This window comes from Nocardiopsis sp. NPDC057823 (assembly GCF_042797335.1).
Lineage (GTDB): Bacteria > Actinomycetota > Actinomycetes > Streptosporangiales > Streptosporangiaceae > Nocardiopsis > Nocardiopsis changdeensis.
On sequence record NZ_JBHVLR010000001.1, the window covers coordinates 919,645 to 941,039 of the forward strand.

Annotated in this window: 18 protein-coding genes; 8 read left to right on the forward strand and 10 right to left on the reverse strand. The window is 73.3% G+C overall.

Annotated elements, in window-relative coordinates; genetic code table 11:
* Positions 1–84: 84 nt before the first annotated feature.
* Both ACFVNO_RS04215 and hisS read right to left on the reverse strand, forming a co-directional pair.
* The gene (locus tag ACFVNO_RS04215; RefSeq protein ID WP_355262323.1) at positions 85–2,538 is read right to left on the reverse strand and encodes a LuxR C-terminal-related transcriptional regulator; all 2,454 of its coding nucleotides are present in this window, start codon (positions 2,536–2,538) and stop codon (positions 85–87) included.
* Positions 2,539–2,717: 179 nt separating this feature from the next.
* The gene (hisS, locus tag ACFVNO_RS04220) at positions 2,718–4,046 is read right to left on the reverse strand and encodes a histidine--tRNA ligase (protein WP_220559383.1); all 1,329 of its coding nucleotides are present in this window, start codon (positions 4,044–4,046) and stop codon (positions 2,718–2,720) included.
* Positions 4,047–4,768: 722 nt separating this feature from the next.
* Between hisS and ACFVNO_RS04225 the strand changes: the two genes are divergently transcribed.
* The 3 genes from ACFVNO_RS04225 (at position 4,769) to ACFVNO_RS04235 (ending at position 8,325) form a co-directional block, all read left to right on the forward strand.
* Complete coding sequence (locus ACFVNO_RS04225; RefSeq protein ID WP_220559385.1) at positions 4,769–5,389, forward strand: ATP/GTP-binding protein; 621 nt, start codon at positions 4,769–4,771, stop codon at positions 5,387–5,389.
* Positions 5,390–5,497: 108 nt separating this feature from the next.
* Positions 5,498–7,804: an accessory Sec system translocase SecA2 gene (secA2, locus tag ACFVNO_RS04230; RefSeq protein ID WP_355262453.1), complete on the forward strand. Its 2,307-nt coding sequence runs from the start codon at positions 5,498–5,500 to the stop codon at positions 7,802–7,804.
* A 251-nt stretch (positions 7,805–8,055) separates the two neighbouring features.
* Positions 8,056–8,325 (forward strand): DUF6406 domain-containing protein, encoded by a 270-nt coding sequence (locus tag ACFVNO_RS04235; RefSeq protein ID WP_220559386.1) that lies wholly within the window; start codon positions 8,056–8,058, stop codon positions 8,323–8,325.
* Positions 8,326–8,992: 667 nt separating this feature from the next.
* On the opposite strand, the gene ACFVNO_RS04240 is transcribed toward ACFVNO_RS04235, so the two are convergent.
* The 6 genes from ACFVNO_RS04240 to ACFVNO_RS04265 all read right to left on the reverse strand — a co-directional run bounded on the left by ACFVNO_RS04240 (position 8,993) and on the right by ACFVNO_RS04265 (position 14,920).
* On the reverse strand, positions 8,993–9,325 hold the full coding sequence (locus ACFVNO_RS04240; RefSeq protein ID WP_220559387.1) for a hypothetical protein: 333 nt from the start codon (positions 9,323–9,325) through the stop codon (positions 8,993–8,995).
* Between the two features lie 436 nt (positions 9,326–9,761).
* Positions 9,762–10,688, reverse strand: coding sequence for a cytochrome d ubiquinol oxidase subunit II (locus ACFVNO_RS04245; protein ID WP_355262315.1), 927 nt, complete (start codon positions 10,686–10,688; stop codon positions 9,762–9,764).
* Between the two features lie 14 nt (positions 10,689–10,702).
* On the reverse strand, positions 10,703–11,965 hold the full coding sequence (locus ACFVNO_RS04250; protein WP_378889129.1) for a cytochrome ubiquinol oxidase subunit I: 1,263 nt from the start codon (positions 11,963–11,965) through the stop codon (positions 10,703–10,705).
* 147 nt (positions 11,966–12,112) lie between these two features.
* The gene (locus ACFVNO_RS04255) at positions 12,113–12,790 is read right to left on the reverse strand and encodes a response regulator transcription factor (RefSeq protein WP_355262309.1); all 678 of its coding nucleotides are present in this window, start codon (positions 12,788–12,790) and stop codon (positions 12,113–12,115) included.
* Between the two features lie 3 nt (positions 12,791–12,793).
* Positions 12,794–13,960 (reverse strand): sensor histidine kinase, encoded by a 1,167-nt coding sequence (locus tag ACFVNO_RS04260; RefSeq protein WP_378889132.1) that lies wholly within the window; start codon positions 13,958–13,960, stop codon positions 12,794–12,796.
* Positions 13,961–14,077: 117 nt separating this feature from the next.
* Entirely contained in the window at positions 14,078–14,920 is an 843-nt protein-coding gene (locus ACFVNO_RS04265; protein WP_355262303.1) for a fused MFS/spermidine synthase, read from the reverse strand.
* Between the two features lie 178 nt (positions 14,921–15,098).
* On the opposite strand from ACFVNO_RS04265, the gene ACFVNO_RS04270 reads away from it, so the two are divergent.
* Positions 15,099–16,835: a proline--tRNA ligase gene (locus ACFVNO_RS04270; protein WP_355262450.1), complete on the forward strand. Its 1,737-nt coding sequence runs from the start codon at positions 15,099–15,101 to the stop codon at positions 16,833–16,835.
* Between the two features lie 102 nt (positions 16,836–16,937).
* On the opposite strand, the gene ACFVNO_RS04275 is transcribed toward ACFVNO_RS04270, so the two are convergent.
* Both ACFVNO_RS04275 and ACFVNO_RS04280 read right to left on the reverse strand, forming a co-directional pair.
* Positions 16,938–17,384 carry a DUF4439 domain-containing protein gene (locus tag ACFVNO_RS04275; protein ID WP_355262300.1) on the reverse strand — a complete coding sequence of 149 codons (447 nt, stop codon included), beginning with the start codon at positions 17,382–17,384 and terminating at the stop codon, positions 16,938–16,940.
* A 43-nt stretch (positions 17,385–17,427) separates the two neighbouring features.
* The gene (locus ACFVNO_RS04280) at positions 17,428–17,922 is read right to left on the reverse strand and encodes a ferritin-like domain-containing protein (RefSeq protein WP_378889137.1); all 495 of its coding nucleotides are present in this window, start codon (positions 17,920–17,922) and stop codon (positions 17,428–17,430) included.
* Positions 17,923–18,297: 375 nt separating this feature from the next.
* On the opposite strand from ACFVNO_RS04280, the gene rimP reads away from it, so the two are divergent.
* From rimP to ACFVNO_RS04300, 4 genes are all read left to right on the forward strand, one after another.
* Positions 18,298–18,780, forward strand: coding sequence for a ribosome maturation factor RimP (rimP, locus tag ACFVNO_RS04285; protein ID WP_355262294.1), 483 nt, complete (start codon positions 18,298–18,300; stop codon positions 18,778–18,780).
* 24 nt (positions 18,781–18,804) lie between these two features.
* Complete coding sequence (nusA, locus tag ACFVNO_RS04290) at positions 18,805–19,827, forward strand: transcription termination factor NusA (RefSeq protein WP_220559396.1); 1,023 nt, start codon at positions 18,805–18,807, stop codon at positions 19,825–19,827.
* A gap of 27 nt (positions 19,828–19,854) precedes the next feature.
* On the forward strand, positions 19,855–20,163 hold the full coding sequence (locus ACFVNO_RS04295; protein WP_220559397.1) for a YlxR family protein: 309 nt from the start codon (positions 19,855–19,857) through the stop codon (positions 20,161–20,163).
* Positions 20,164–20,375: 212 nt separating this feature from the next.
* Positions 20,376–21,395 (forward strand): translation initiation factor IF-2 N-terminal domain-containing protein (locus tag ACFVNO_RS04300; protein ID WP_378889142.1); only part of this gene is annotated, 1,020 nt, incomplete at its 3' end.

The window sequence follows — 21,395 nt, forward strand, 5'->3', positions numbered from 1 at the left end:
GACTTCGTAGAGGGGGTGGTCGGAATCTCTGTCTTAGCGCCTGTACGCGCGGTGTGCAAGTGCGGTCGGAGCGCGCCGGTCCCTTCATGTCCGATCTCGGGAGGAAGCCCAGCCGGTCAGCTGGGTCCGCGAGGAAATCGAGAGTTTTCTGAAGATGTTCGCGATGTGCCGGGCCGCCGTCGCCTGGCTGATCGTCAGCCGCTCGGCGATCTCCCTGTTGGACAGCCCCTGCTCGACCAGTTCGGCGATCTCGCGCTCGCGCGGGGTGAGGGTCACCGGCTCGGCCGGGCGGTCCGAGGAGCGGGGGAAGGCCAGGGCGCGGTCGCGCACCTGCTCCAGCGGCAGCGACCGCCAGGCGTTCCAGGCCTCGGCGGTGCGGACGGGGCCCACCCGCTCCTCGACGGCCGACCGCAGCCGCACGGTCTCGGCCGAGGGCCGGTCCAGGGCCGTCCGCAGGTCGGCGGCCACCCCCGTCAGCGCGGCGGCCCGCTCGGCCTCCTCCTCGGCCAGCGCCAGCTCGCCCAGCGCCTCCAGCGCCCGGGCCACCGCGATGCGCTGCCCGGAGGTGAAGCTCACCCGCAGACAGGAGGCCAGCGGCTCGCGGGCCTGGAGGATCAGGCCCTGCGCCAGGTAGAGCCGGCCCAGCTCCCGTGAGCAGTGCGCGGTGGCCGGGGCGGCGCCCAGCTCCTCGAACACCGCCAGGGACTCGGAGAACAGGTCGCGGGCCCGCTCGAACTCGTCCTGCTCGGCGGCGATCGACCCCAGCACGTGCAGGCAGCGCGCCACGCTCCACCGGTCGTGCAGCTTCTCGCCCAGCTCGATGCAGTGCCGCAGCAGCTCCACGGCCCTGTCCGGCTCCCCGCGCCGCCGGGCCAGCTGGGCCAGCACGCCCAGCGCGGTGGTCTCGGTGAGCGGGTCGCCGTCCTGCTCGGCCCAGGCCAGGGCGCGCTCGGCGTGCCGGCGCCCCTCGTCCAGGGCGTTGGTGCGCAGCGCCAGCGCCGCCATGGTGGCCAGCGCCGAGGCGGCGGCCCCCGCCTCCCGGCAGGCCCGTGCCGCCTCCAGGGCGCACATGGCCAGGGTGGACACCCGCGGCGCCACGTCCAGGTCCAGCCGCAGCTCGGCCTGGAGCGCCAGCGCGCGGGCCCGCAGCTGCGGCGACTGCCCGTCGGGGTCGGCGGCCAGCACCGACTCCAGGATCCGCCCTCCGGCGGCGGCCTGGTCGCGCACCAGCCAGTAGGGGCGCAGCGCCACGCACACCCGCAGGGCGTCGTCCACCCGGCCGCGCGAGAGCGCCCACCGCACCACCCGGGCGTGGTTCTCCCGGTGGTGGTCGAGCAGGCGGAAGTGGGCCAGCCGCTCCGACCAGCCCATCGGGGACCGGGAGCCCTCGGCCGCCGCCTCCAGGCGGGTGACGCAGAAGTCCAGGTACCGGGACCAGCGCTCGTCCTCGCCGCCCTCCGCGGCCAGGTGCTCGGCGGCGTAGGCGCGCACCGTCTCGGTCAGCCGGTAGTGGGCGGTGCCCTCGATCTCGGAGTCCACCATGATGAGGGACTTGTCCAGCAGCGAGAAGTGCAGCGGCAGGATGTCGGCCGGGTCCACCCCGTCGCCCGCGCACACGTCCTCGGCCGCCTCCAGGTACCAGGTTCCGAACACCGACAGGCGGTGCAGCAGCGCCCGCTCCGGCTCGTTCAGCAGGCCGTGGCTCCACTCCAGGACCGCTCGCAGCGTGCGCTGGCGCGGCGGCAGGTCGCCGGACCCGTCGCTGGTGAGCAGCTGGAACCGGTCGTCCAGGCGGCGCAGGATCTGCTGCACCGACAGCACCCGCACCCGGGCTGCGGCCAGCTCGATGGCCAGCGGCATGCCGTCGAGCAGCCGGCAGATCTCGGCGATGTGGCCGGAGTTCTCGCGGGTCATCTCGAACCCGGAGCGGGCCGCGTGCGCCCGCGTGACGAACAGCCGCACCGACTCGTAGCGCTGGGCGTCGCGCCGGGGCAGCGGCGCCGGGTCGGCGGAGTAGGGGTCGGTGGGCGTGGGCCGGGCGGGGAGGGACAGCGGCGGCACCCGCCAGATGCTCTCCTCGGGAACGTGCAGGGGCTGGCGGCTGGTGGCCAGGATGCGCACCCGCGGGCAGTCGCGCAGCACCGCGCGGCACAGCCGCCCGACCGGGTCCACCGCGTGCTCGCAGGTGTCCAGGAACAGCAGCAGGCTCTGGGTGCGCAGGGCGGTGATGACCGCCTCGGTCGTGGTGCGGCTGTCGTCCTCCACCGCCTGGAGGACCCCGGCCACCGCGCGCAGCACCTGGTCCTCGGTGGTGGCCTCGCTCAGGTCCACGAAGCGCACCCCGTCGGGGAACCGGCGCATCACGCGCTCGGCCAGGTGCAGGGCCAGCCTGGTCTTGCCGATCCCGCCGGTCCCGGTCAGCGTGACCATCCGGGCGGTGCCCAGCAGGCGGCCCAGGTCGACGATGTCGCGTTCACGGCCGACGAAGCGGATGAACTCGCCGGCGGACAGGGGCAGGTTGTGGCGAGGGGGAGACATGGCCTCGATTTGCATAGGACACCGAACGGTCCGCGGCACGGGCCCGTCCGGACCCGGGACCGCGGAGAACAGTCGCACCCAGTGTCGCACTTCTCCCCGCGCCCTGTCCCGGGAATGGCCGCTTCCGGCACGAGCGGTCGGAAACCGCCCATGCCGGTCGCGTTCGCGTCGTGGACCGGCTACTCTGTGCGGTCGCCCGGCGACCAGGACGCCGGGTCCGCCGCCGCCTGCTCGCCGCTGCCCATGTCCTTGACCTCGTGGCCGCCGTCCTCGTCGAAGGGCGGGAACCACACGAAGGGGATGCCCTTCTTCGAGGCGTACTGGATCTGCTTGCCGACCTTGGCGGTGGAGTGGAACACCTCGGTGTTGAACCCGCGCGAGCGCAGCAGCTCGCCGACGGCCAGGGCGTCGCGGCGCCGCTCGGCGCCGGGCACCACGACCATCACGTCGGTCGGGCAGATCCGGCCGCCCCCGATGCGCCCCTCGGCGACCAGCTTGGCGAAGATCCGGGTCAGGCCGATGGAGATGCCCACGCCCGGCAGCCTGCGGCGGATGAACTGCCCGGCCAGGTCCTCGTACCGGCCGCCGGCGCAGATGCTGCCGTAGCCGGGGTCGTCGTCGAAGGACGCCTCGTAGACCGTGCCGGTGTAGTAGTCCAGCCCGCGGGCGATCGACAGGTCGGCGACCACCGCGCCCTCGGGCAGGTCGGCCAGGTCGTCCAGGACGAACGACAGCTCCTCCAGGCCCTCCTCCAGCAGCGGGGAGGAGACGCCCAGCCCCCGCACCCTGTCGGGCACGTCCGCGCCGGTGCCGCGGACGCGCGCCAGGGCCAGGCAGGCGTCGGCCTGCTCGGCGCTCAGCCCGCCCCCGGTGAGGATCTCCCGGACGCCGTCGTCGCCGATCTTGTGGAGCTTGTCCACGGCCCGGATGACCATGATCGGGTCCTTGACGCCCAGCCCCTCGTAGAAGCCCTGGAGGACCTTGCGGTTGTTGACGTTGAGCGTCCAGGCCGGGATGTCCAGCCCGCTGAGCACCCGGTGCACGATGCGCGGCAGCTCGGCGTCGAAGTGCAGCGGCACGGAGTCGACGTTGATCACGTCGATGTCGCACTGGGTGAACTCGCGGTAGCGCCCCTCCTGCGGCCGCTCGCCCCGCCACACGCGCTGCATCTGGTAGCGCTTGAACGGGAACGTCAGCTCGTTGAAGTGCTGGGCGACGTACCGGGCGAACGGCACCGTCAGGTCGAAGTGCAGCCCCAGCCGGGCGTCGGAGTCGTCCTTGGGGTCGGACTGGAGGCGGTGCAGGGTGTAGACCTCCTGGGAGGTCTCGCCCTTGGCGGTCAGCACCTCCAGGTTCTCCACGGACGGGGTCTCCACCGACGCGAAGCCGAAGGACTCGAATCCGGCGCGGATATGGTCCAGCCAGCGCTGCTCCACGGACCGGACCTGGGGGGTCCACTCGGGGAAACCGCTGATCGGGGCTGGGCGGACGACGCGCTGATCGGACATGCGGAGTTCTCGGCTCCCTGGAAGTCGTACGTGGAAAGCCCCCGAACGGGGGCGTGACCATCCTACGGCCACAGGGGGTGCGGGCACGGCCGCCACCGGCCCACGTGGACGGTTGTGGGCCGGTGGGGCTCCGGCGGAGGTCGGGCGCGACGGCTCCGACGCCGAAGAGCGGGACGTCGGTTCGCCGGCCGCGCGTCCGTGAACGCCGCCGACGGCTCCCACTGTGCGGTCGGGTGCTCGTGCCAGGAGTCGGTTCCGCGACCGCGTACACCGTGCGGGGGCCCTGCCCTCCACCGTAGACGCCGTGGGCGGTGGCGGACAGGGATCGGCGCGGCCGGAAGCGGCCGAAAGCGGTCGCTCACGATGTCGTAAAGTCCGCCTCCCGGGGTAGAGTTCTGTGCTTGTCTGATCACTCTCGGTTCCCGGAGGGGAGCGGATCGCCATCGGACGCCCCGGGGGGCGCGATGGCGCTTCGCGCTGCCCGGGACCCCGCCCCCGCCGGTGTGAGAAAGCGGACCCGCGCGGCGACTGTGCCCAAAACGCCGTCCGGCACGGCCGTCCGGTGTTAGGTTCCAGGGGCGGCGACCCCGCGCGGTCGGCTGAAGGAACCCGTGAAGGTCCGCGGGGAGGCCGGACCCGGGGGCGTCGCGCCCCTCGCTAGCCCGGGCCGTGCGAGCCGCACCCGTCCGTTCGGACCCGGCACTCTCGCTAGGACTGTGACTGTGATCGATCCAGCCAACACCACGAACGACGTTCAAGCACCCGGCGCGCTGTCCACCAAGATCATCATCGCCGGGGGCTTCGGCGTGGGCAAGACCACGTTCGTCGGCGCCGTCTCGGAGATCCCGCCGGTGCGGACCGAGGCCGCGGTGACCGCCGCCAGCGCCGGGGTGGACGACCTCTCCCACACCCCGGACAAGCAGACCACGACCGTGGCCATGGACTTCGGCCGCATCTCGCTCGACACGGACCTGACCCTGTTCCTGTTCGGGACCCCCGGCCAGCAGCGCTTCTGGTTCATGTGGGACGACCTGGTGCGCGGGGCCCTGGGGGCGGTGATCCTGGCCGACACCCGCCGCCTGGAGGACACGTTCCAGGCCCTGGACTACTTCGAGCGCCAGTACCGGCTGCCGTTCGTCGTGGCCGTCAACGAGTTCGACCCCGAGGCGTCGATGTACACCGCCGACGACCTGCGCGACGCCCTCGACCTCACCCCCGACGTCCCGGTCGTGCGCTGCGACGCCCGCGACCGCAGATCGGTCGTGCGGGTGCTGGTGACCCTCGTCAAGCACGCCATGGCGGTGGAGGCCCGCCAGAGCGGGGGGAGCCGGCTCGTGGTCTGATCCCGGTGCAGACCGGCCGCCGCGTCCGCGCGGCCGGTTCTCGAACGTGCGCGTTCGGGGTCTTGTGGGGTGTGTGTCCGGCGTTACCCTGTGGTGGTGTTCGGACGAATGGCGGAAAGCGTGCGCCGTCTGCTGGGTAAGCCCGGCGCGGTGGATCTGCGGCCTTATACCAAGCTCCTGTCGGCTATCGAGGCCGAGGAGGATGGTCTGCGCGAGCTCGACGACACCGAGCTGACGGACAGGGCCATCGAACTCGGCACCGGCGACCTCCCTTACGGGCGCGACGACCTCGTGTCGCTGTGCGCGGTGGGCCGCGAGGCGGCCCGGCGCGCCCTCGACGAGCGCCCCTTCGACGTCCAGCTGCTGGGCGTCATGTCCCTGCTGGACGGGCACGTGGCCGAGATGGCCACCGGTGAGGGCAAGACCCTGACCGGTGCCCTGGCCGCCGCCGGCTTCGCCCTGCGCGGCCGGCGCGTCCACGTCATGAGCGTCAACGACTACCTGGCCCGTCGTGACGCCGAGTGGATGAAGCCGCTGTACGACATGCTCGGCGTCACCGTCGGGTGGATCACCGAGGACTCCACGACCGAGCAGCGGCGCGCGGCGTACTCCTGCGACGTCACCTACGCCCCGGTCAGCGAGCTGGGCTTCGACGTGCTGCGCGACCGCATGGTCACCGACATCGCCGACCGCGTGGTCCCCGAGCCCCACGTCGCCATCATCGACGAGGCCGACTCCGTGCTCGTCGACGAGGCCCGCGTGCCGCTGGTGCTGGCCGGCGCTGCCGAGCGGGTCGACGCCGACGTGGAGATGGCCGACATCGTGCGCACCCTCAAGCCGCGCATGCACTACGAGATCGACGGCGAGGGCCGCAACGTCCAGCTCACCGACGCCGGGATCGACGCGGTCGAGAAGGCGCTGGGCGGCGTGGACCTGTACGCCGAGGACGAGTCGTCCCTGCTGCCGCAGGTCAACCTGGCGCTGCACGCCCACGTGCTGCTCCAGCGCGACGTCCACTACGTGGTGCGCGACGGCGAGGTCCGGATCATCAACGAGTCCCGCGGCCGCATCGCCCTGCTCCAGCGCTGGCCGGACGGCCTGCAGGCGGCCGTCGAGGCCAAGGAGAAGGTCGCGGTCAGCGAGACCGGCGAGGTGCTGGACTCCATCACCGTCCAGTCGCTGATCCTGCGCTACCCGACCCGGGCCGGGATGACCGGTACCGCCATGGCGGTGGCCGAGCAGCTGCGCGAGTTCTACGAGCTCGAGGTCGCGGTCATCCCCTCCAACAAGCCGAACGTCCGCGAGGACCACGGCACCCACCTCTTCGCCACCCGCGAGGAGAAGGAGGACGCCCTCATCGAGGAGGTCGAGGAGGTGCACGCCACCGGGCGTCCCATCCTCATCGGCACCCAGGACGTCGCCGAGTCCGAGCGGCTGGCCGAGCGGCTGCGCAAGGCCGGCCTGGAGTGCGTGGTCCTCAACGCCAAGAACGACGCCGACGAGGCCGCCATCATCGCGGAGGCGGGCACCCACGGCGCCATCACGGTGTCCACCCAGATGGCCGGCCGCGGCACCGACATCCGCCTGGGCGGCAGCGACATGGCCGACCGCGACCGGGTGGTCGAGGCCGGCGGCCTGTACGTCATGGGCTACGGCCGCTACCCCAGCAGCCGCCTGGACGGCCAGCTGCGCGGCCGCGCCGGGCGCCAGGGCGACCCGGGCGACTCGGTGTTCTTCGTCAGCATGGACGACGACGTGGTGGTCAACAACGCGTCCGAGACCTCCGGGTACTCCACCGACGACCGCGGCGAGATCACCGACCCGGCCTGGCTGTCGATGGTGGACCACGCCCAGCGGGTCGCCGAGGGGCAGCTGCTGGAGGTGCACCGCAACACCTGGCGCTACAACCAGCTCATCGACGTGCAGCGGGACGTGGTCCTGGAGCACCGCGAGCTGGTCCTCACCGGCGACGAGGGCGACCGGCACATCAAGAAGGACCGTCCCGAGAAGCACGCGGAGCTGGTCGAGGAGGTGGGGGAGGAGGCGGTCGCCGACGCGGCGCGGCTCATCACCCTGTACCACCTGGACCGCGGCTGGACCGACCACAACGCGTTCCTGTCGGAGCTGCGCGAGGGCATCCACCTGCGCTTCCTGGGCCGCCGGGACCCGCTGGACGAGTTCAACCGCGACGCGGTGCCGGTGTTCAAGGGCTTCCTGGACGACGCCCGTTCGCGGGCCGCGGAGAGCTTCGAGGAGCTGGAGGTCGAGGACGGCGCCCTGGACGTCTCCGAGGTGGGCGTCAAGCGGCCGTCGATGACGTGGACGTACATGGTCCACGACCACCCGTTCAGCTCGGCCCTGGAGGCCGTGGCGGGCCGTCTCAAGGGATTGATGGGGAACAAGGGGAACAAGTAGTTTCCAGGGGCACGTGTTCCGGGGGACGCGTGTTCCGGGGAGATCTTCCGGGAACGCGTGTTCTCGGGGGTTCGTGCCCCCCGCTTTTCCCTGGTGCGGGTCGGGACTTTGGTCCCGGCCCGCACTTACTTTTGTCGGCTACTCTTCTGAAAAGCCTCCGTGGCGGGGGAATCGCCATGCGGAATTGACCGGTGCGGGTTAACATGGCTGCGTTTTCCAGAGAATCCGAGACGGTTGGGACAGAAACTGCTGTGGTCCACGAAATCGGCGCGCAGGAAAAGATCAGTTACGGACGCAATGACCGCTTCCTCGGCGGCCCCGTGGGCGGCGGCCAGTTCTGGATCGACGAGGACGGCCGGGCGGTCGCCAAGATCGGCGGCCCCAAGGAGTGGCGGCCCACGCCGATGATCGACGTCCGTGTGGGCGACGTGTTCAGTGTCGGCGGCCAGGTGTGGAGGGTCACCGATATCGTCGACGCGGAGTCCCCGTCCGCTTATCTGCTGGCCACGCGCATTAGCTGAGTTCACGCCCGCCGGCGGGCCGGCGGGCACCCCTGTTTGCTTGGGCCGGGAATCGCAACCCCGTGCAACCTTTACGGAAAGGTCGCACAGGGTGACGGTTCCCGGTTTTTCGTATGTGGCATGTTTTCTCCCGGTGAGTGTCCGGTAACGGTGAGCGCCGGTGTCGTCGCAGGTCACGGCGGGTATTTCGGTCGGCGTCGGGGGAATCGAGACGCTCCGGTTATCGGAAGGGGGGTGTCCGTGTTACCGCCGCCTCGTTAACGTCGTTCGGGCAGGGCGCGCCCCGTTCCGGGCCGCCGCGCCCGCCGCCCCGTGGCCGGTCCCAGGGGCTGTCCCCCGCCCCTGGGCCTGGCCTCCCCGCCGTCGGCGGGGGCCTTCTGCTTCCGCCTTCCCGCCCCGTTCCCGCCTCCGGGGACGGCCCTGCCCTCGCCCGGGGGAGGGCTCATAACCGGTTCCAGTGCCATGTGGCGGAAGGAAGTCGTTCCCCTGCTGGGGAAGTGCTGCCCTGTGGGGCTTGCATTAGAACGAGTTTCAGTATTACGCTCAGGCCATGCCCGGCCCGGTGAGGGCGTCCGGTGGTTCGGTCACCCGGCGCCAAGGACGGCCGGTGAGGATCGTCGCCCGCCGAGACCGGATCGCGCCCCGGGACCGGCGGGCGGCGGCCGTCTCAGGCCAGTAGGCGCGAGATCTCCTCGAAGGTGGGGCAGGGCCAGGCCAGTCCGCACCCCGCGCACGTGCCGCCCTCCTCCTCGACGGGGTGGTGCAGCCGCAGCAGTTCCGCGCACACCCCCGCCAGGGCCGCCACGTCGTTGCGCGCGTTCGCGTAGAAGGCCACGTCGTTGATCCGGGACAGCGGGCTCTCGGAGCCGCCCCGCGGTATCCCGACCGTGTCGGGCTCCCAGGGGACCGCCCGGGCCGAGCGCTCCCGGATGCCCTCGACGCACCGGAGCAGTAACGCGTGCTCGGTGGCACTCCCTTTCGTCGGCCTGGTGAACGGCATCGCCGATCTCCCCCCAACGGGTGGATGCGCAGATACATCTAGTGACTCAGCGTATACCTATCATCGCGCAATGTCGCGACACGGGGAGGAGTGCACGGGAGCGGGCTGCCCCCAAGGGGAGGGGCAGCCCGCCGGGAAGGGGGTCGGGTACGGGCTAGCCGCAGCCGCCGCCGCAGGCGCACGAACCGCCGCTCTGGCAGCCGCACCCGCAGCCCGAACCGCAGCTGCAGGCGCTCGGGGGAGTGGTCAGGGGGTGGGTCATGATCCCTCCTCGGATCGGTCCGGAGTCCGGTCCACCGCGCCGGGCGGCGCGGTTCCCGACAGATGACGTGCCCGGGGCCGGGCTTTCCCAATCCGGGACGGTGTCCTTGACGAATCCTGACCGACACGCCGGGGCCCCGGCGGCCCGTCCCCACCGGCCCGGGCGAATCCGGGCTCAGGCGAAGAAGCCCGGGGAACGGCTCGGGCGACGCGTCATTCGGTAGAGCCAAACCTGGCCGATGAGCATGACCGGAATGGCGGGGGCCAGCACCGACCACACCAGCACGGCGGTCGTGTCCGGGACCGGGGCCAGCGGCAGGTCTCCCACCACCGCCACCAGCACGCCCGGCACCGCGATCGCCACCGCGGAGGTGTGCCGGGACAGCATCGGGCCGGACAGCCCCGCGGTCGCCGCCAGGGCGGCCGCCAGCACCACCGCCGGGACCACCGCCGCCGCGCCCACTCCGGCGCCCGACAGCGGGGCGGACACGGCGGTGACCAGGGTCCCCGCCAGGGCCGCCAGGGCGATCCGGCGGGTGTCGCGGGCGGCCACGTCCGCGCTCTCGGCGTCGGACTCGCCGACCAGCCGCTCGGCCCCGAAGGCGGCACCCCGCAGCGCGAACAGCAGCACCACGGTCAGCGCGCACGGGACCGTGAACAGGGAGACCCCCGGTTCGCCGGCGACCAGCGACGCCAGGACCCAGCCCCAGGAGAGGGCCAGTGTCCAGCTGCCCGCGACGACGGCGCCGTCCCACAGGGCCGCCCACCCCGGGCCCGGCACCCGCGAGCGCAGCCACAGGCCCGCGTCGCGCACCAGCAGCCCCGCGGCCAGCGCCACCAGCACCGGCCACAGCCGCGCCACCACGTGGTGCTCCACGGACGGGAACAGCCCGGCCAGCACCCCCACCAGGGCCACCAGCCACACCTCGGTGGCCAGGAAGTAGGGGGCGATCGCGGCCACCACCCGGCGCCGCTGGTCGGGGCCGCGCGCCACGCGCGGCATCAGCATGCCCAGCCCCACGTCGGCCCCGGCCAGCACCAGGTAGCCGACGACGAACAGGGCGAGCAGAAGAGAGGACAGGGAGGAAAGGACGTCCGACATGGCACGGCTCCGGTTCAGAACGTGGGGACGGGGGTGGAGGACTCCGCCGGGGCGGCGCCGTCGTCGCGGCGCTCGGCCAGCGGGCCGCCCTCGGGGCCGCGCCGGGCGAACCGCACGAGCAGCCACCAGGTCGTCCCGGCCAGCAGCGCGAACGCCAGCGTGAACAGCCCGAAGGCGGCCGCGGCGGCCGCCGGGGACATCGGCGTCACCGCGTCGGCGGTGGTCAGGTGGTGCACGACGGTCCACGGCTGGCGGTTGGTCTCCCGGAACACCCACCCGCCGACGCTCGCCAGGTAGGGCAGGAAGGGCAGTACGGCCAGCGGGTACAGCGCCCCCCGCAGCCTCCGCGCGCTCTTGGACACACGGGCGATCACCCAGCCCAGCAGCAGCACCGGCCCCAGGAGGAACATCAGGCCCCACATGCCCATCATGAAGACCTCCGCGGCGGTCCCGACGCCGGCGTGCACCCCGCTGCCGGCCGCCTCGATGGCCTCGATCTCCGCCGCGGAGTAGGTCTGGCCGCTGGTGGGCGGGTCCTGCCCGAACAGACCGAACTGCACCCCGCCGAAGCCCGCCACCGGGATCGGCAGCAGGACCATCACCAGCGCCCCGTAGCCGATGCCGCGCGAGAACATCCGCTGCGGGTCGCTCCCGCGCCGCAGGTGGTAGGCGCTCGTCGCGATGATCACCGCCGCGCCCACCAGCAGGGCGCCGGTCACGATGTGCCCGAACGCCATCGTCGCCGCGGGGTTCGTCATCAGCGCCACCGGGTCGGTCAGGTGGGCGACGCCGTCCACCATCTCGAAGCCCACCGGGTTGCGCAGGAACCCGTTGGACACCAGCACCCACCAGGCCGACAGGTACGCCGTCGCGGTGACCACCGCGAAGCACCCCAGGTGCGCCCAGCGGCCCATCCGGTCCCACCCGAAGATCCACAGCCCCAGGAACGTGGACTCGATGAAGAACGCCGTCATCGTCTCCAGGGCCAGCGGCGCCCCGAAGGAGTAGCCGTACATCTCCTGGAGGCCGCTCCAGTTGAGCGCCAGCTGGAGTTCCATGACCAGTCCGGAGAGCACGCCCATGCCGTAGTTGACCAGGTACAGCCCGCCCCAGAAGCGGACCGCGGACATCCGCTCCCGGTCGCCGGACAGGGTCGCCCGCAGCTGGGCGGTGAGGATGTAGGGCGCCAGCCCCAGGGTCAGGGCCACGAACATGAAGTGCGTCGCCGCCGTGAACGCGAACTGGAGCCGCGCCAGGAGGAGGGGATCGTCGAACATCGCAGGGCCTCGTGATCGTCGTCGGGAATCACGAGAAGCATCCGCCGCGGGTCCGGTCCCGGGCATCGTCCGGCGGAGGGCTTTCGCCCGTCTCCCACGGGGGTAGCCGGCCCCGGGGCGCTACTCCCGGGGGGTTACGGGGGTCCCCTAGGGGTTCCGTCCGCTCCAGCCGGGGGTCACCAGCGCCGACTCGTAGGCCAGCACCACCAGCTGCGCCCGGTCCCGCACGCCCAGCTTGACCATGGCCCGGCTGACGTGGGTCTTGGCCGTGGCGGGGCTGAGCACCAGCTCCCGGGCGATCTCCTCGTTGGACAGCCCGCGGCCCACCAGCGCCACCACCTCCCGCTCCCGGTCGGTGAGGCCGTTCAGGCGCGGCGACGGCTCCGCGTTCGCGCGCGGGCGGCTGGTGTAGTCCGAGATCAGCCGCCGGGTGATCCCCGGCGACAGCAGCGCCTCGCCCCGGTGCACCACCCGCACGGCCTGCAACAGGTCGCGCGGCTCGGTGTCCTTGACCAGGAACCCGCTCACCCCCGAGCGCAGCGCCTCGAAAATGTACTCGTCCAGGTCGAACGTGGTCAGGATGATGATCCGGGTCTTCTCCAGGGCGGGCTCGGCGATGATGCGCGCGGCCGCCGCCAGGCCGTCCACCCCGGGCATGCGGATGTCCATGAGGACCACGTCGGGGCGTTCGGCGCGGGCCAGCCGCACCGCCTCCTCGCCGTCGGCGGCCTCGGCGACCACCTGGATGTCGTCCGCGCTGTCCAGGAGGGCGCGGAAGCCGGCCCGCACCAGCGCCTGGTCGTCGGCGAGCAGTACGCGGATCAACGTTCACCCCGTTCGTTCTTCGGAACCCGTGATCGGCAGCCGGGCCCGCACCCGGAATCCTCCACCCTCCAGCGGGCCCGCGTCCACCGTCCCGCCGACCAGGGCGGCCCGCTCGCGCATGCCGCTGATGCCGTTGCCCGCGGCGGGGGAGCCCAGGGTGCCCCGCCCGTTGTCGGCGACCTCCACCACCACCGCGTCGGGGAGGTAGTCGACCAGCACCGTGGCCCGGTCCGCCTCCGCGTGGCGCACCACGTTGGTGAGCGCCTCCTGCACGGTCCGGTAGGCGGCGGAGTCGGTGCCCACCGGCAGCCGCACGGGGGTGCCGGCGACCTTCACCTCCACCGCGATCCCGGCGCCCCGGGCGGCCTCGGCGACCTCGCCGATCCGGTCGACCCCGGCGACGGGGGAGCGCGGCGCGCCCTCGTCGGCCGCCCGCAGCACCCCGAGGATGGCGCGCAGCTCCACCAGCGTGTCCTTGCTGGTCTGCTTGATGGTGGCCAGCGCCTGGGAGGCCCGCTCCGGCTCGCTCTCCATCAGGTACAGGGCGGTGCCGGCCTGCACGTTGATGAGCGAGATGTTGTGCGCGACCGTGTCGTGGACGTCGCGGGCCAGCCGCAGCCGCTCCTCGGAGGCCCGCCGCAGCAGCTCCTCCTCCCGGGTGCGGCCGGCCTCGGCCTCTCGCTCCCGGTCCGCCTTGAGGTACTCCTGCCGCCAGCGCACCACCTCGCCGGCGCACAGCAGCACCAGCACCCACCCGACGATGCCCAGCGCCTCGGGGCGGAACGTCTCGTTGGCCGCCAGTTCGTAGCCGTTCACGGCCAGGAACTGCACGATCCCCAGGGTCCAGCCGAACGTGCGGTACCCCCACCGGACCAGGCTGTAGAGCATGACGGCGGTGCAGGCCATGACCACGCCGTCGGGGAAGCCCAGGGGGTAGTAGACGGTCGCCGCGCTCACCGACACCAGTCCGACGACGCAGGGGAAGGCGGTGCGCCACAGCAGGGACAGGGAGGCGACCGCGATGAGCGCGTACCCCCACGGCCAGGGGTCGCGCGCACCGGTCGCGGGATCCGTCATCTGGACCACGAACGTGCTGCCCGCCGACAGCAGGAGCAGGCTCAGGGCGATCCAGGTGTCGGTCCGTGCGGGGCGCGGGAGTAGTGCTGTCACACCCTCGACGGTACGGCCCGCACGTAGGGGTTTCCGTCCTCCCCCGGGAGGCGATCGCGGCCCCGCGCCTACTCCCCGCGGAGTACCCCGCCGCCCCGGGCGGCCGGAGGACGGCGGTCAGAAGACGCCGTCGGGCGGCGCGGGGGAGTCGACCGCGCCGGTGTCGCGCACCGGGCCGCGGCCGGAGGCGAACCGGTCCAGCTCCTCGCCGGAGAGCAGCCGGGCCATCTCCGGGTCGCGGTGGGCCCGCCGGGACAGCTCGTCCACCGGCAGAGGCCCGTGGGACGCGGTCAGCACCAGGTTGCCGAACCGGCGGCCGCGCAGCACCCCCGGCTCCGCCGACAGCGCCACGTGCGGCAGCACCTCCCGGACGGTCGCCACCTGGCCGCGGGTGTGCGCCAGCGCGCCGCCGTCGCCCACGTTCACCGCCAGCAGCCCGCCGGGGCGCAGCACCCGGGCGGCCTCGGCGTAGAACTCCACCGACGTCAGCCGGGCCGGGGTGCGGGCCCCCGCGAAGACGTCGGACACGATGAGGTCGGCGCTCGCGTCGTGCCGGGCCGCGATCCACTCCCGGGCGTCGCCGATCCCCACCCGCAGCTGCGCGCGCCGGTCCCAGGGCAGCCGCCGCCGCACCAGCTCCACCAGCGGGGCGTTCACGTCCACCGCCCGCTGGCGCGAACCCGGACGGGTGTGCGCGATGTAGCGGGCCAGGGTGAGCGCCCCGGCGCCCAGGTGCAGGGCGTCGACCGGTTCCCGGGCGGGGGCGACCAGGTCTGCGGCGTGCGCGATCCGCCGCACGTAGGAGAAGTCCAGGTGCCCGGGGTCCGACAGGTCCACGTGCGACTGGGGCGTGCCGTCCACCACCAGGAACCACGATTCGGCCCGGTCGGCGTCGGCCAGCAGCTCCATGCCCGGCGCCCCGACGACCTCGTCGTCTTCCCGTGTCCCGCGTCCGCCCATGTCCCCGTCCCGTCCGTCCCGGTGCGGCCCCCAGCGTAGCCGTCCACAGGTCGGGGAATCGCCGCGCGCTGCGCCCCCCGGTGGCGCTAGCCTGGGGTTCCCCTGATTCTTTCGAGTTGTTCCAACACCCGCGCCCCGGCCGGGGCGCGTTCACCGAGGAGTGGCCGTGCTACTGCGGATGTCGACCCTGTTCCTGCGCACCCTGCGTGAGGACCCGGCGGACGCCGAGGTGCCGAGCCACAAGCTGCTGGTCCGCGGCGGCTACGTGCGCCGCGCCGCCCCCGGCGTCTACTCCTGGCTGCCCCTGGGCAAGATCGTCCTGGAGAACGTCGCCCGCGTGGTGCGCGAGGAGATGAACGCCATGGGCGGCCAGGAGCTGCTGCTGCCCGCGCTGCTGCCCAGGGAGTACTACGAGGCGACCGGCCGCTGGGAGGAGTACGGCGACACCCTCTTCCGCCTCCAGGACCGCAAGGGCGCCGACTACCTGCTCGGCCCCACGCACGAGGAGGTCTTCACCCTCCTGGTCAAGGGCGAGTACTCCTCCTACAAGGACTTCCCGGTCATCCTGTACCAGATCCAGGAGAAGTTCCGCGACGAGGCCCGGCCCCGGGCCGGCGTGCTGCGCGGCCGCGAGTTCCACATGAAGGACTCCTACTCCTTCGACATCGACGACGCCGGGCTCCAGGAGTCCTACGACAAGCACCGGGCCGCCTACATCCGGATCTTCGACCGGCTGGGCCTGGAGTACGTCATCGTCAAGGCCACCTCCGGCGCCATGGGCGGCTCGGCCTCCGAGGAGTTCCTCGCGGTCGCGCCCACCGGCGAGGACACCTTCGTGCGCAGCACGGGGTCGGACTACGCCGCCAACGTCGAGGCGGTCACCACCCCGGCCCCCGCCGCCCTGCCGGTCGAGGGGCTGCCCGAGGCGAAGGTCCACCACACCCCGGACACCGCCACCATCCGCACCCTCGTCGACTTCCTCAACGGTCTCGACCTGGGCCGCGACTTCAGCGAGGCCGACACCCTCAAGAACGTCCTGGTCAAGACCCGCGCCCCGGGCTCGGACGAGTGGGAGCTGCTGGCCGTCGGCCTGCCGGGCGACCGCGAGGTGGACTTCAAGCGCCTGGAGGCCGCCCTGGAGCCCGCCGAGGTGGCGCTGCTGGACGAGGCGGACTTCGCCGCCAACCCGTTCCTGGCCAAGGGCTACATCGGCCCCCGCGCGCTGCTCGACAACAAGGTCCGCTACCTCGTCGACCCGCGCGTGGTCACCGGCACCGCCTGGGTGACCGGCGCCGACCGGACCGACCACCACGTCATCGACCTGGTGGCGGGGCGCGACTTCACCCCGGACGGCGTCATCGACGTCGCCGAGGTCCGCGACGGCGACCCCTCCCCGGACGGGCAGGGCACCCTGTACACCGCGCGGGGCATCGAGATCGGCCACATCTTCCAGCTGGGCCGCAAGTACACCGACGCCTTCCAGGTCGACGCCCTGGGCCCGGACGGCAAGCCCAAGCGCATCACCATGGGCTCCTACGGCATCGGCGTCTCCCGGGTGGTGGCCTCGGTCGTCGAGCAGTCCCACGACGACAAGGGCATCATCTGGCCGCGCGAGATCGCCCCGGCCGACGTGCACGTCATCGGCACCGGCAAGGGCGACCAGATCGAGGAGGCGCTGCGCATCGCCGGCGAGCTGGAGGCCCGCGGGCTGCGCGTGCTGGTGGACGACCGCAAGGGCGTCTCGCCGGGCGTGAAGTTCACCGACGCCGAGCTGCTGGGCGTGCCCACCGCCGTCATCATCGGCCGCGGCCTGGCCGACGGCGTGGTGGAGCTGCGCGACCGCGCCACCGGGGAGCGCGAGGAGGTCGCCCTGGACGCGATCGTCGAGCGCGCCGCGGCCGCCTGCCGCGCCTGACCCGCGCCGGAACGGCCCCGCCCGCAACCCCGGGCGGGGCCGTTCCGTCAGTCCGTGTCCCTGCCCGCCCGGCGCCCCGAGGGCGGGGGAGGGCGGCGGGCGCTAGGCCTCGTCGAAGCCCGGCAGGGCTCCGGGCTCCCCGCCGCGTTCGACCACCCGCACCGCCGCCTCCTGGAGGCCGCGGGCCCCCGCGGTGCGCAGGTCGGTGTCGCGGGCGGCCGACAGCCACGCGTAGGCGCGGGCCGTCGCCTCCTCCAGCCCCAGCAGGAAGGCGTCCAGGGCGGCGTCGTCGCGCGACGCCGGCAGGGGGTAGGTCGCCAGCGCGGGCGCCGGGTCCACGCCCGCGGCCACCGACAAGGCGTGCAGTTCGTCACGCAGCGCCTTGTGCACCAGCGCCGCCTCCCCGGCCCGGGTGCGGTAGTCGAGGTCGCCCCCGGCCCCGCCCGCGAACTCGTACCCGTACACCGCCGCGTGCTCGGCGGCCAGGGCCTCCGCCAGGGCCGCGGGGCCGTCGTCGGCCGCCTCGACGGACAGGTCCGCGTCACTCACCGGGCACCGCCACCTTCCATCGCTCTCTCCATCGCCCGGCCGCTCACGCGCGCGCCAGCAGGTGGGCGTGCACGGCCTCGCAGGCTCCGATACCGCTGATCAGCTGGGCCAGGCCGGGGTCGGACACCGCCGCCGCCTGGTCGATGCGGGCCGCCGCGGCCGAGGCCTCCAGCACCCGCAGCCCCTCGGCGTCGGGCGCGGTGTCCGGGGCCGGGTCGGTCGGCTCCCCGGACGGGGCCGCCGACTCCTCCGCCGCCGAGTCCTCGGGCAGCGCCGCCGTCAGCGCGTCCACGTGCTCCAGGTGGTGGGCGCGCAACCGCTCCAGCAGGTCGGACGGCCCCGAGCCGGTCTCGATCGCCGCGGCGTAGCGGGCCGCGACCAGCTCCTTCTCCCACAGCAGCGAGCGGACCACGTGCTCGTCGGGGGTCACGTCGGCCGGATACCAGTCGGCCCCGCCGCACCCGCTCAGGCCGAAGGCCCCGGCGACCGCCGCCGCCGCGCCCAGGACCGTACGGCGGCTGACCCCGACCTCGCCCACGCGCTCTCCCCTCCGTGCCCGGCCCTTTGCCCCGCACCGCCCTCGGCGCCGGACGCCCGGCCTCTTCGTTCTCGCGCTCCCATCTTTCCACGCCCGGCGCCGGAACCGGTCCCCGTCCACACCCCCTGCGGGACAGGGCCTGCGGGTCCGCCGGGACACACCCCGACGCGCCCCCGCCACGGACCGCGACCTGGAAGGGGTCCGGGTGTGGATACCCTTGCACCACGACCGCCGTCGTACGCGACGCGCGGCCGGTTCGCGTCCCCGAGCGGGAGCGGACCCACCAGTCGAAGACTTACGTACAGAGCTGGACCGCCCCGTACACCGGCCCGAAGGCCGCGCGGGCGGGATTCTCGCCTTGAAGGGGCACACCACATGGGAGCGCAGGCGCGTGAGGAGCGCATCGCCGAGCTGCTGGAACCCGTCCTGGCCGCGGCCGGGCTGGACCTGGAGGCCGTCGAGCTGACACCGGCCGGCAAGCGCCGGGTGCTGCGCGTGGTCGTGGACTCCGAGAACGGGGTGGACCTGGACACCGTCGGTGAGGTCAGCCAGGAGGTCGACACGGCCCTGGAGTCCTCCGACGTCATGGGCGAACTGCCCTACGTCCTGGAGGTCACCTCCCCCGGGGTGGACCGCCCGCTGACCCTGCCCAGGCACTGGCGCCGCTCGCGCGGGCGCCTGGTGCAGGCCACCCTCGCCGAGGGCGGCGGGATCACCGGTCGGGTCACCGAGGCCGACGACGAGGGCGTCACCCTGGACGTCGAGGGTCGTCCCCGCACCTTCACCTACGCCGAGATCGGCAAGGGCAAGGTGCAGGTGGAATTCCGCCGTGCCGCCGACACCGACGCGGCGGACTAGAGGGGGAGCCCCGTGGACATTGACATGAGCGTTCTGCGCAGCCTGGAACGCGAGAAGGACATCTCCGTCGAGCTGGTCGCCCGGGCCATCGAGGACGCGCTGCTGATCGCGTACCACCGGGAAGAGGGCCCCGACAAGAAGGCCAGGGTCGAACTCGACCGCTCCACCGGGCACGTCACCGTGTGGGTGGCCGAGCTGGACGAGGAGGGCGACGTCGTCGGCGAGTCCGACGGCACCCCCACCAACTTCGGCCGCATCGCGACCTCCACCGCCAAGCAGGTCATCCTCCAGCGCCTGCGCGACGCCGAGGACGAGCTGACCCTGGGCGAGTTCGCCGGGCGCGAGCACGACATCGTCTCCGGCATCATCCAGCAGGGCAAGGACCCCCGCAACGTGCTGGTCGACCTGGGCCGGATCGAGGCGGTGCTGCCCCCGCAGGAGCAGGTGCCCACCGAGACCTACACCCACGGCGAGCGCCTGCGCGCCTACGTGGTGCAGGTCCGCAAGGGCCACCGCGGCCCCTCGGTGACCCTCTCGCGCACCCACCCCAACCTGGTGCGCAAGCTCTTCGAGCTGGAGGTCCCCGAGATCGCCGACGGCACCGTGGAGATCGCGGCCATCGCCCGTGAGGCCGGCCACCGCACCAAGATGGCGGTCCGCTCCAACCGGGGCGGCGTCAACGCCAAGGGCGCCTGCATCGGCCCCCTGGGCAGCCGCGTGCGCAATGTCATGGCGGAGCTGCACGGAGAGAAGATCGACATCGTCGACTACTCCGACGACCCCGCGGTGTTCGTCGCCAACGCGCTGTCCCCGGCGCGGGTCAATTCCGTGGAAATCCTCGACATGGCCGCCCGGGTGGCCCGGGTGATCGTTCCCGACTACCAGCAGTCGCTGGCGATCGGCAAGGAGGGCCAGAACGCCCGCCTGGCCGCGCGTCTGACCGGATGGCGCATCGACATCCGCTCCGACGCGGAGGTCCCGCAGGACGCCGACGAGGCGGAGGACGGGACCGGTGCGGGCGGTCGCGGCGCCGCGACGGACGGTTAACGGGTCGCGGTCGTGGCTCGACGCGATATGGTTGCCGAAGACGGTCCCGACCGTCCCACGCGCACGTGTGTGGGGTGCCGGTCGCGGGCAGTCCAATCCGACCTCGTTCGGATGGTGGCCGAGGGCACGGCCGTCATCCCCGACGTTCGGGGTCGACGTCCGGGTCGCGGTGCCTACCTGCACGACGATCGGCGCTGCCTCGAGGCGGCCGAGCGCAGGCGGGTGTGGTCACGCGCCTTTCGGAGGGGACCGGGCGACGGTGGGTGGGACGTTTCACGTGTGGAGGCGCTGTTCGGTGTCACCCCGCACGACCCGCCGGCGGACCCGTCCCGATAGGGTTGGAATGTCCGGGCCGGCCTCCGGGTTGTAGTGACCGAGGTCGGCGTGCAGTGCTGCGCGCTGCACGAGTTGTGTACGGCCCATTGTTGTGTAGCGATGAGGAAGCAGGTCGAGATTGCGATGAGCGCCTGATGAGTACGCAGCGATGAGTACGAGCTAACAACGGTCCGGCACGAGCCCATGTCCCGGACCGAAGCTGAAGGAGAGTAGTGGCGAAGGTCCGGGTGTACGAACTCGCGAAGGAGTTCGGAGTAGAGAGCAAGGCCGTCCTGGCCAAGCTCAACGAGATGGGCGAATTCGTCCGTTCGGCGTCCTCGACGATAGAGGCCCCCGTCGTGCGACGCCTGCAGGAAGCTTTCAACAACGGGAACGACGGCGGCAAGAAGGGCGGGGCTCCCAAGCCCGGCCCGCGCGCCGAGTCCTCCGCGGCCCCCAAGCCGGGGCCCGCGCCCAAGCCGGGCCCCAAGCCGGGTCCGGCCGCCAAGCCCGCCCCGCAGTCCCCGGCCGCGCAGCCCCCGTCCTTCCAGGGCGAGCCCGCGCGTCCGGCGGGCCCCAAGCCGGGCCCCAAGGCCCCGCGCGGCGAGTCCGGCCAGCGTCCCGGCGGTGCTCCGCGCCCCGGACCGCAGGGCCGTCCCGAGGGCGGCGCCCCGCGCGGCGACCGTCCCGAGCGCGGTGAGCGCCCGCAGCGCGGCGACCGCGGTCCGCGTCCCGAGGGCCGCAGCCCCCGTCCGGGCCCGCGCCCGGCCGGTCCGCGCCCCGGCAACAACCCGTTCCAGACCAACGCCTCGGGCATGGGTGCCAAGCCGGCCCCGCGTCCGGGCGGCGGCGCCCCGCGTCCGGGCGGTCCCAGCGGCCAGGGCGGTCCCCGTCCCGGCCCGCGTCCGGGCCCGCAGGGCGACCAGCGCGCTCCCCGCCCCGGCGGCGGCGCTCCGCGTCCGGGTGCTCCCGGCGGCCAGGGCGGTCCCCGTCCCGGCCCGCGTCCGGGCCCGCAGGGCGACCGCGCCCCGCGTCCGGGCGGTGCCGCGGGCGTGCCGCGTCCCGGCGGCGCGGCCGGCGCCCCCCGTCCCGGTGGCGGCGCTCCGCGTCCGGGCGGTCCGCGTCCCAGCCCGATGAACATGCCCTCGTCCCGTCCCGCCCCGGCCGGCGGTGCCGGTCGCGGCGGTGCCGGCGGCGGTCGTCCCGGCCCCGGCGGCCGCGGCCGCGGCGGCGCCCCCGCGGGTGCCGGCCTG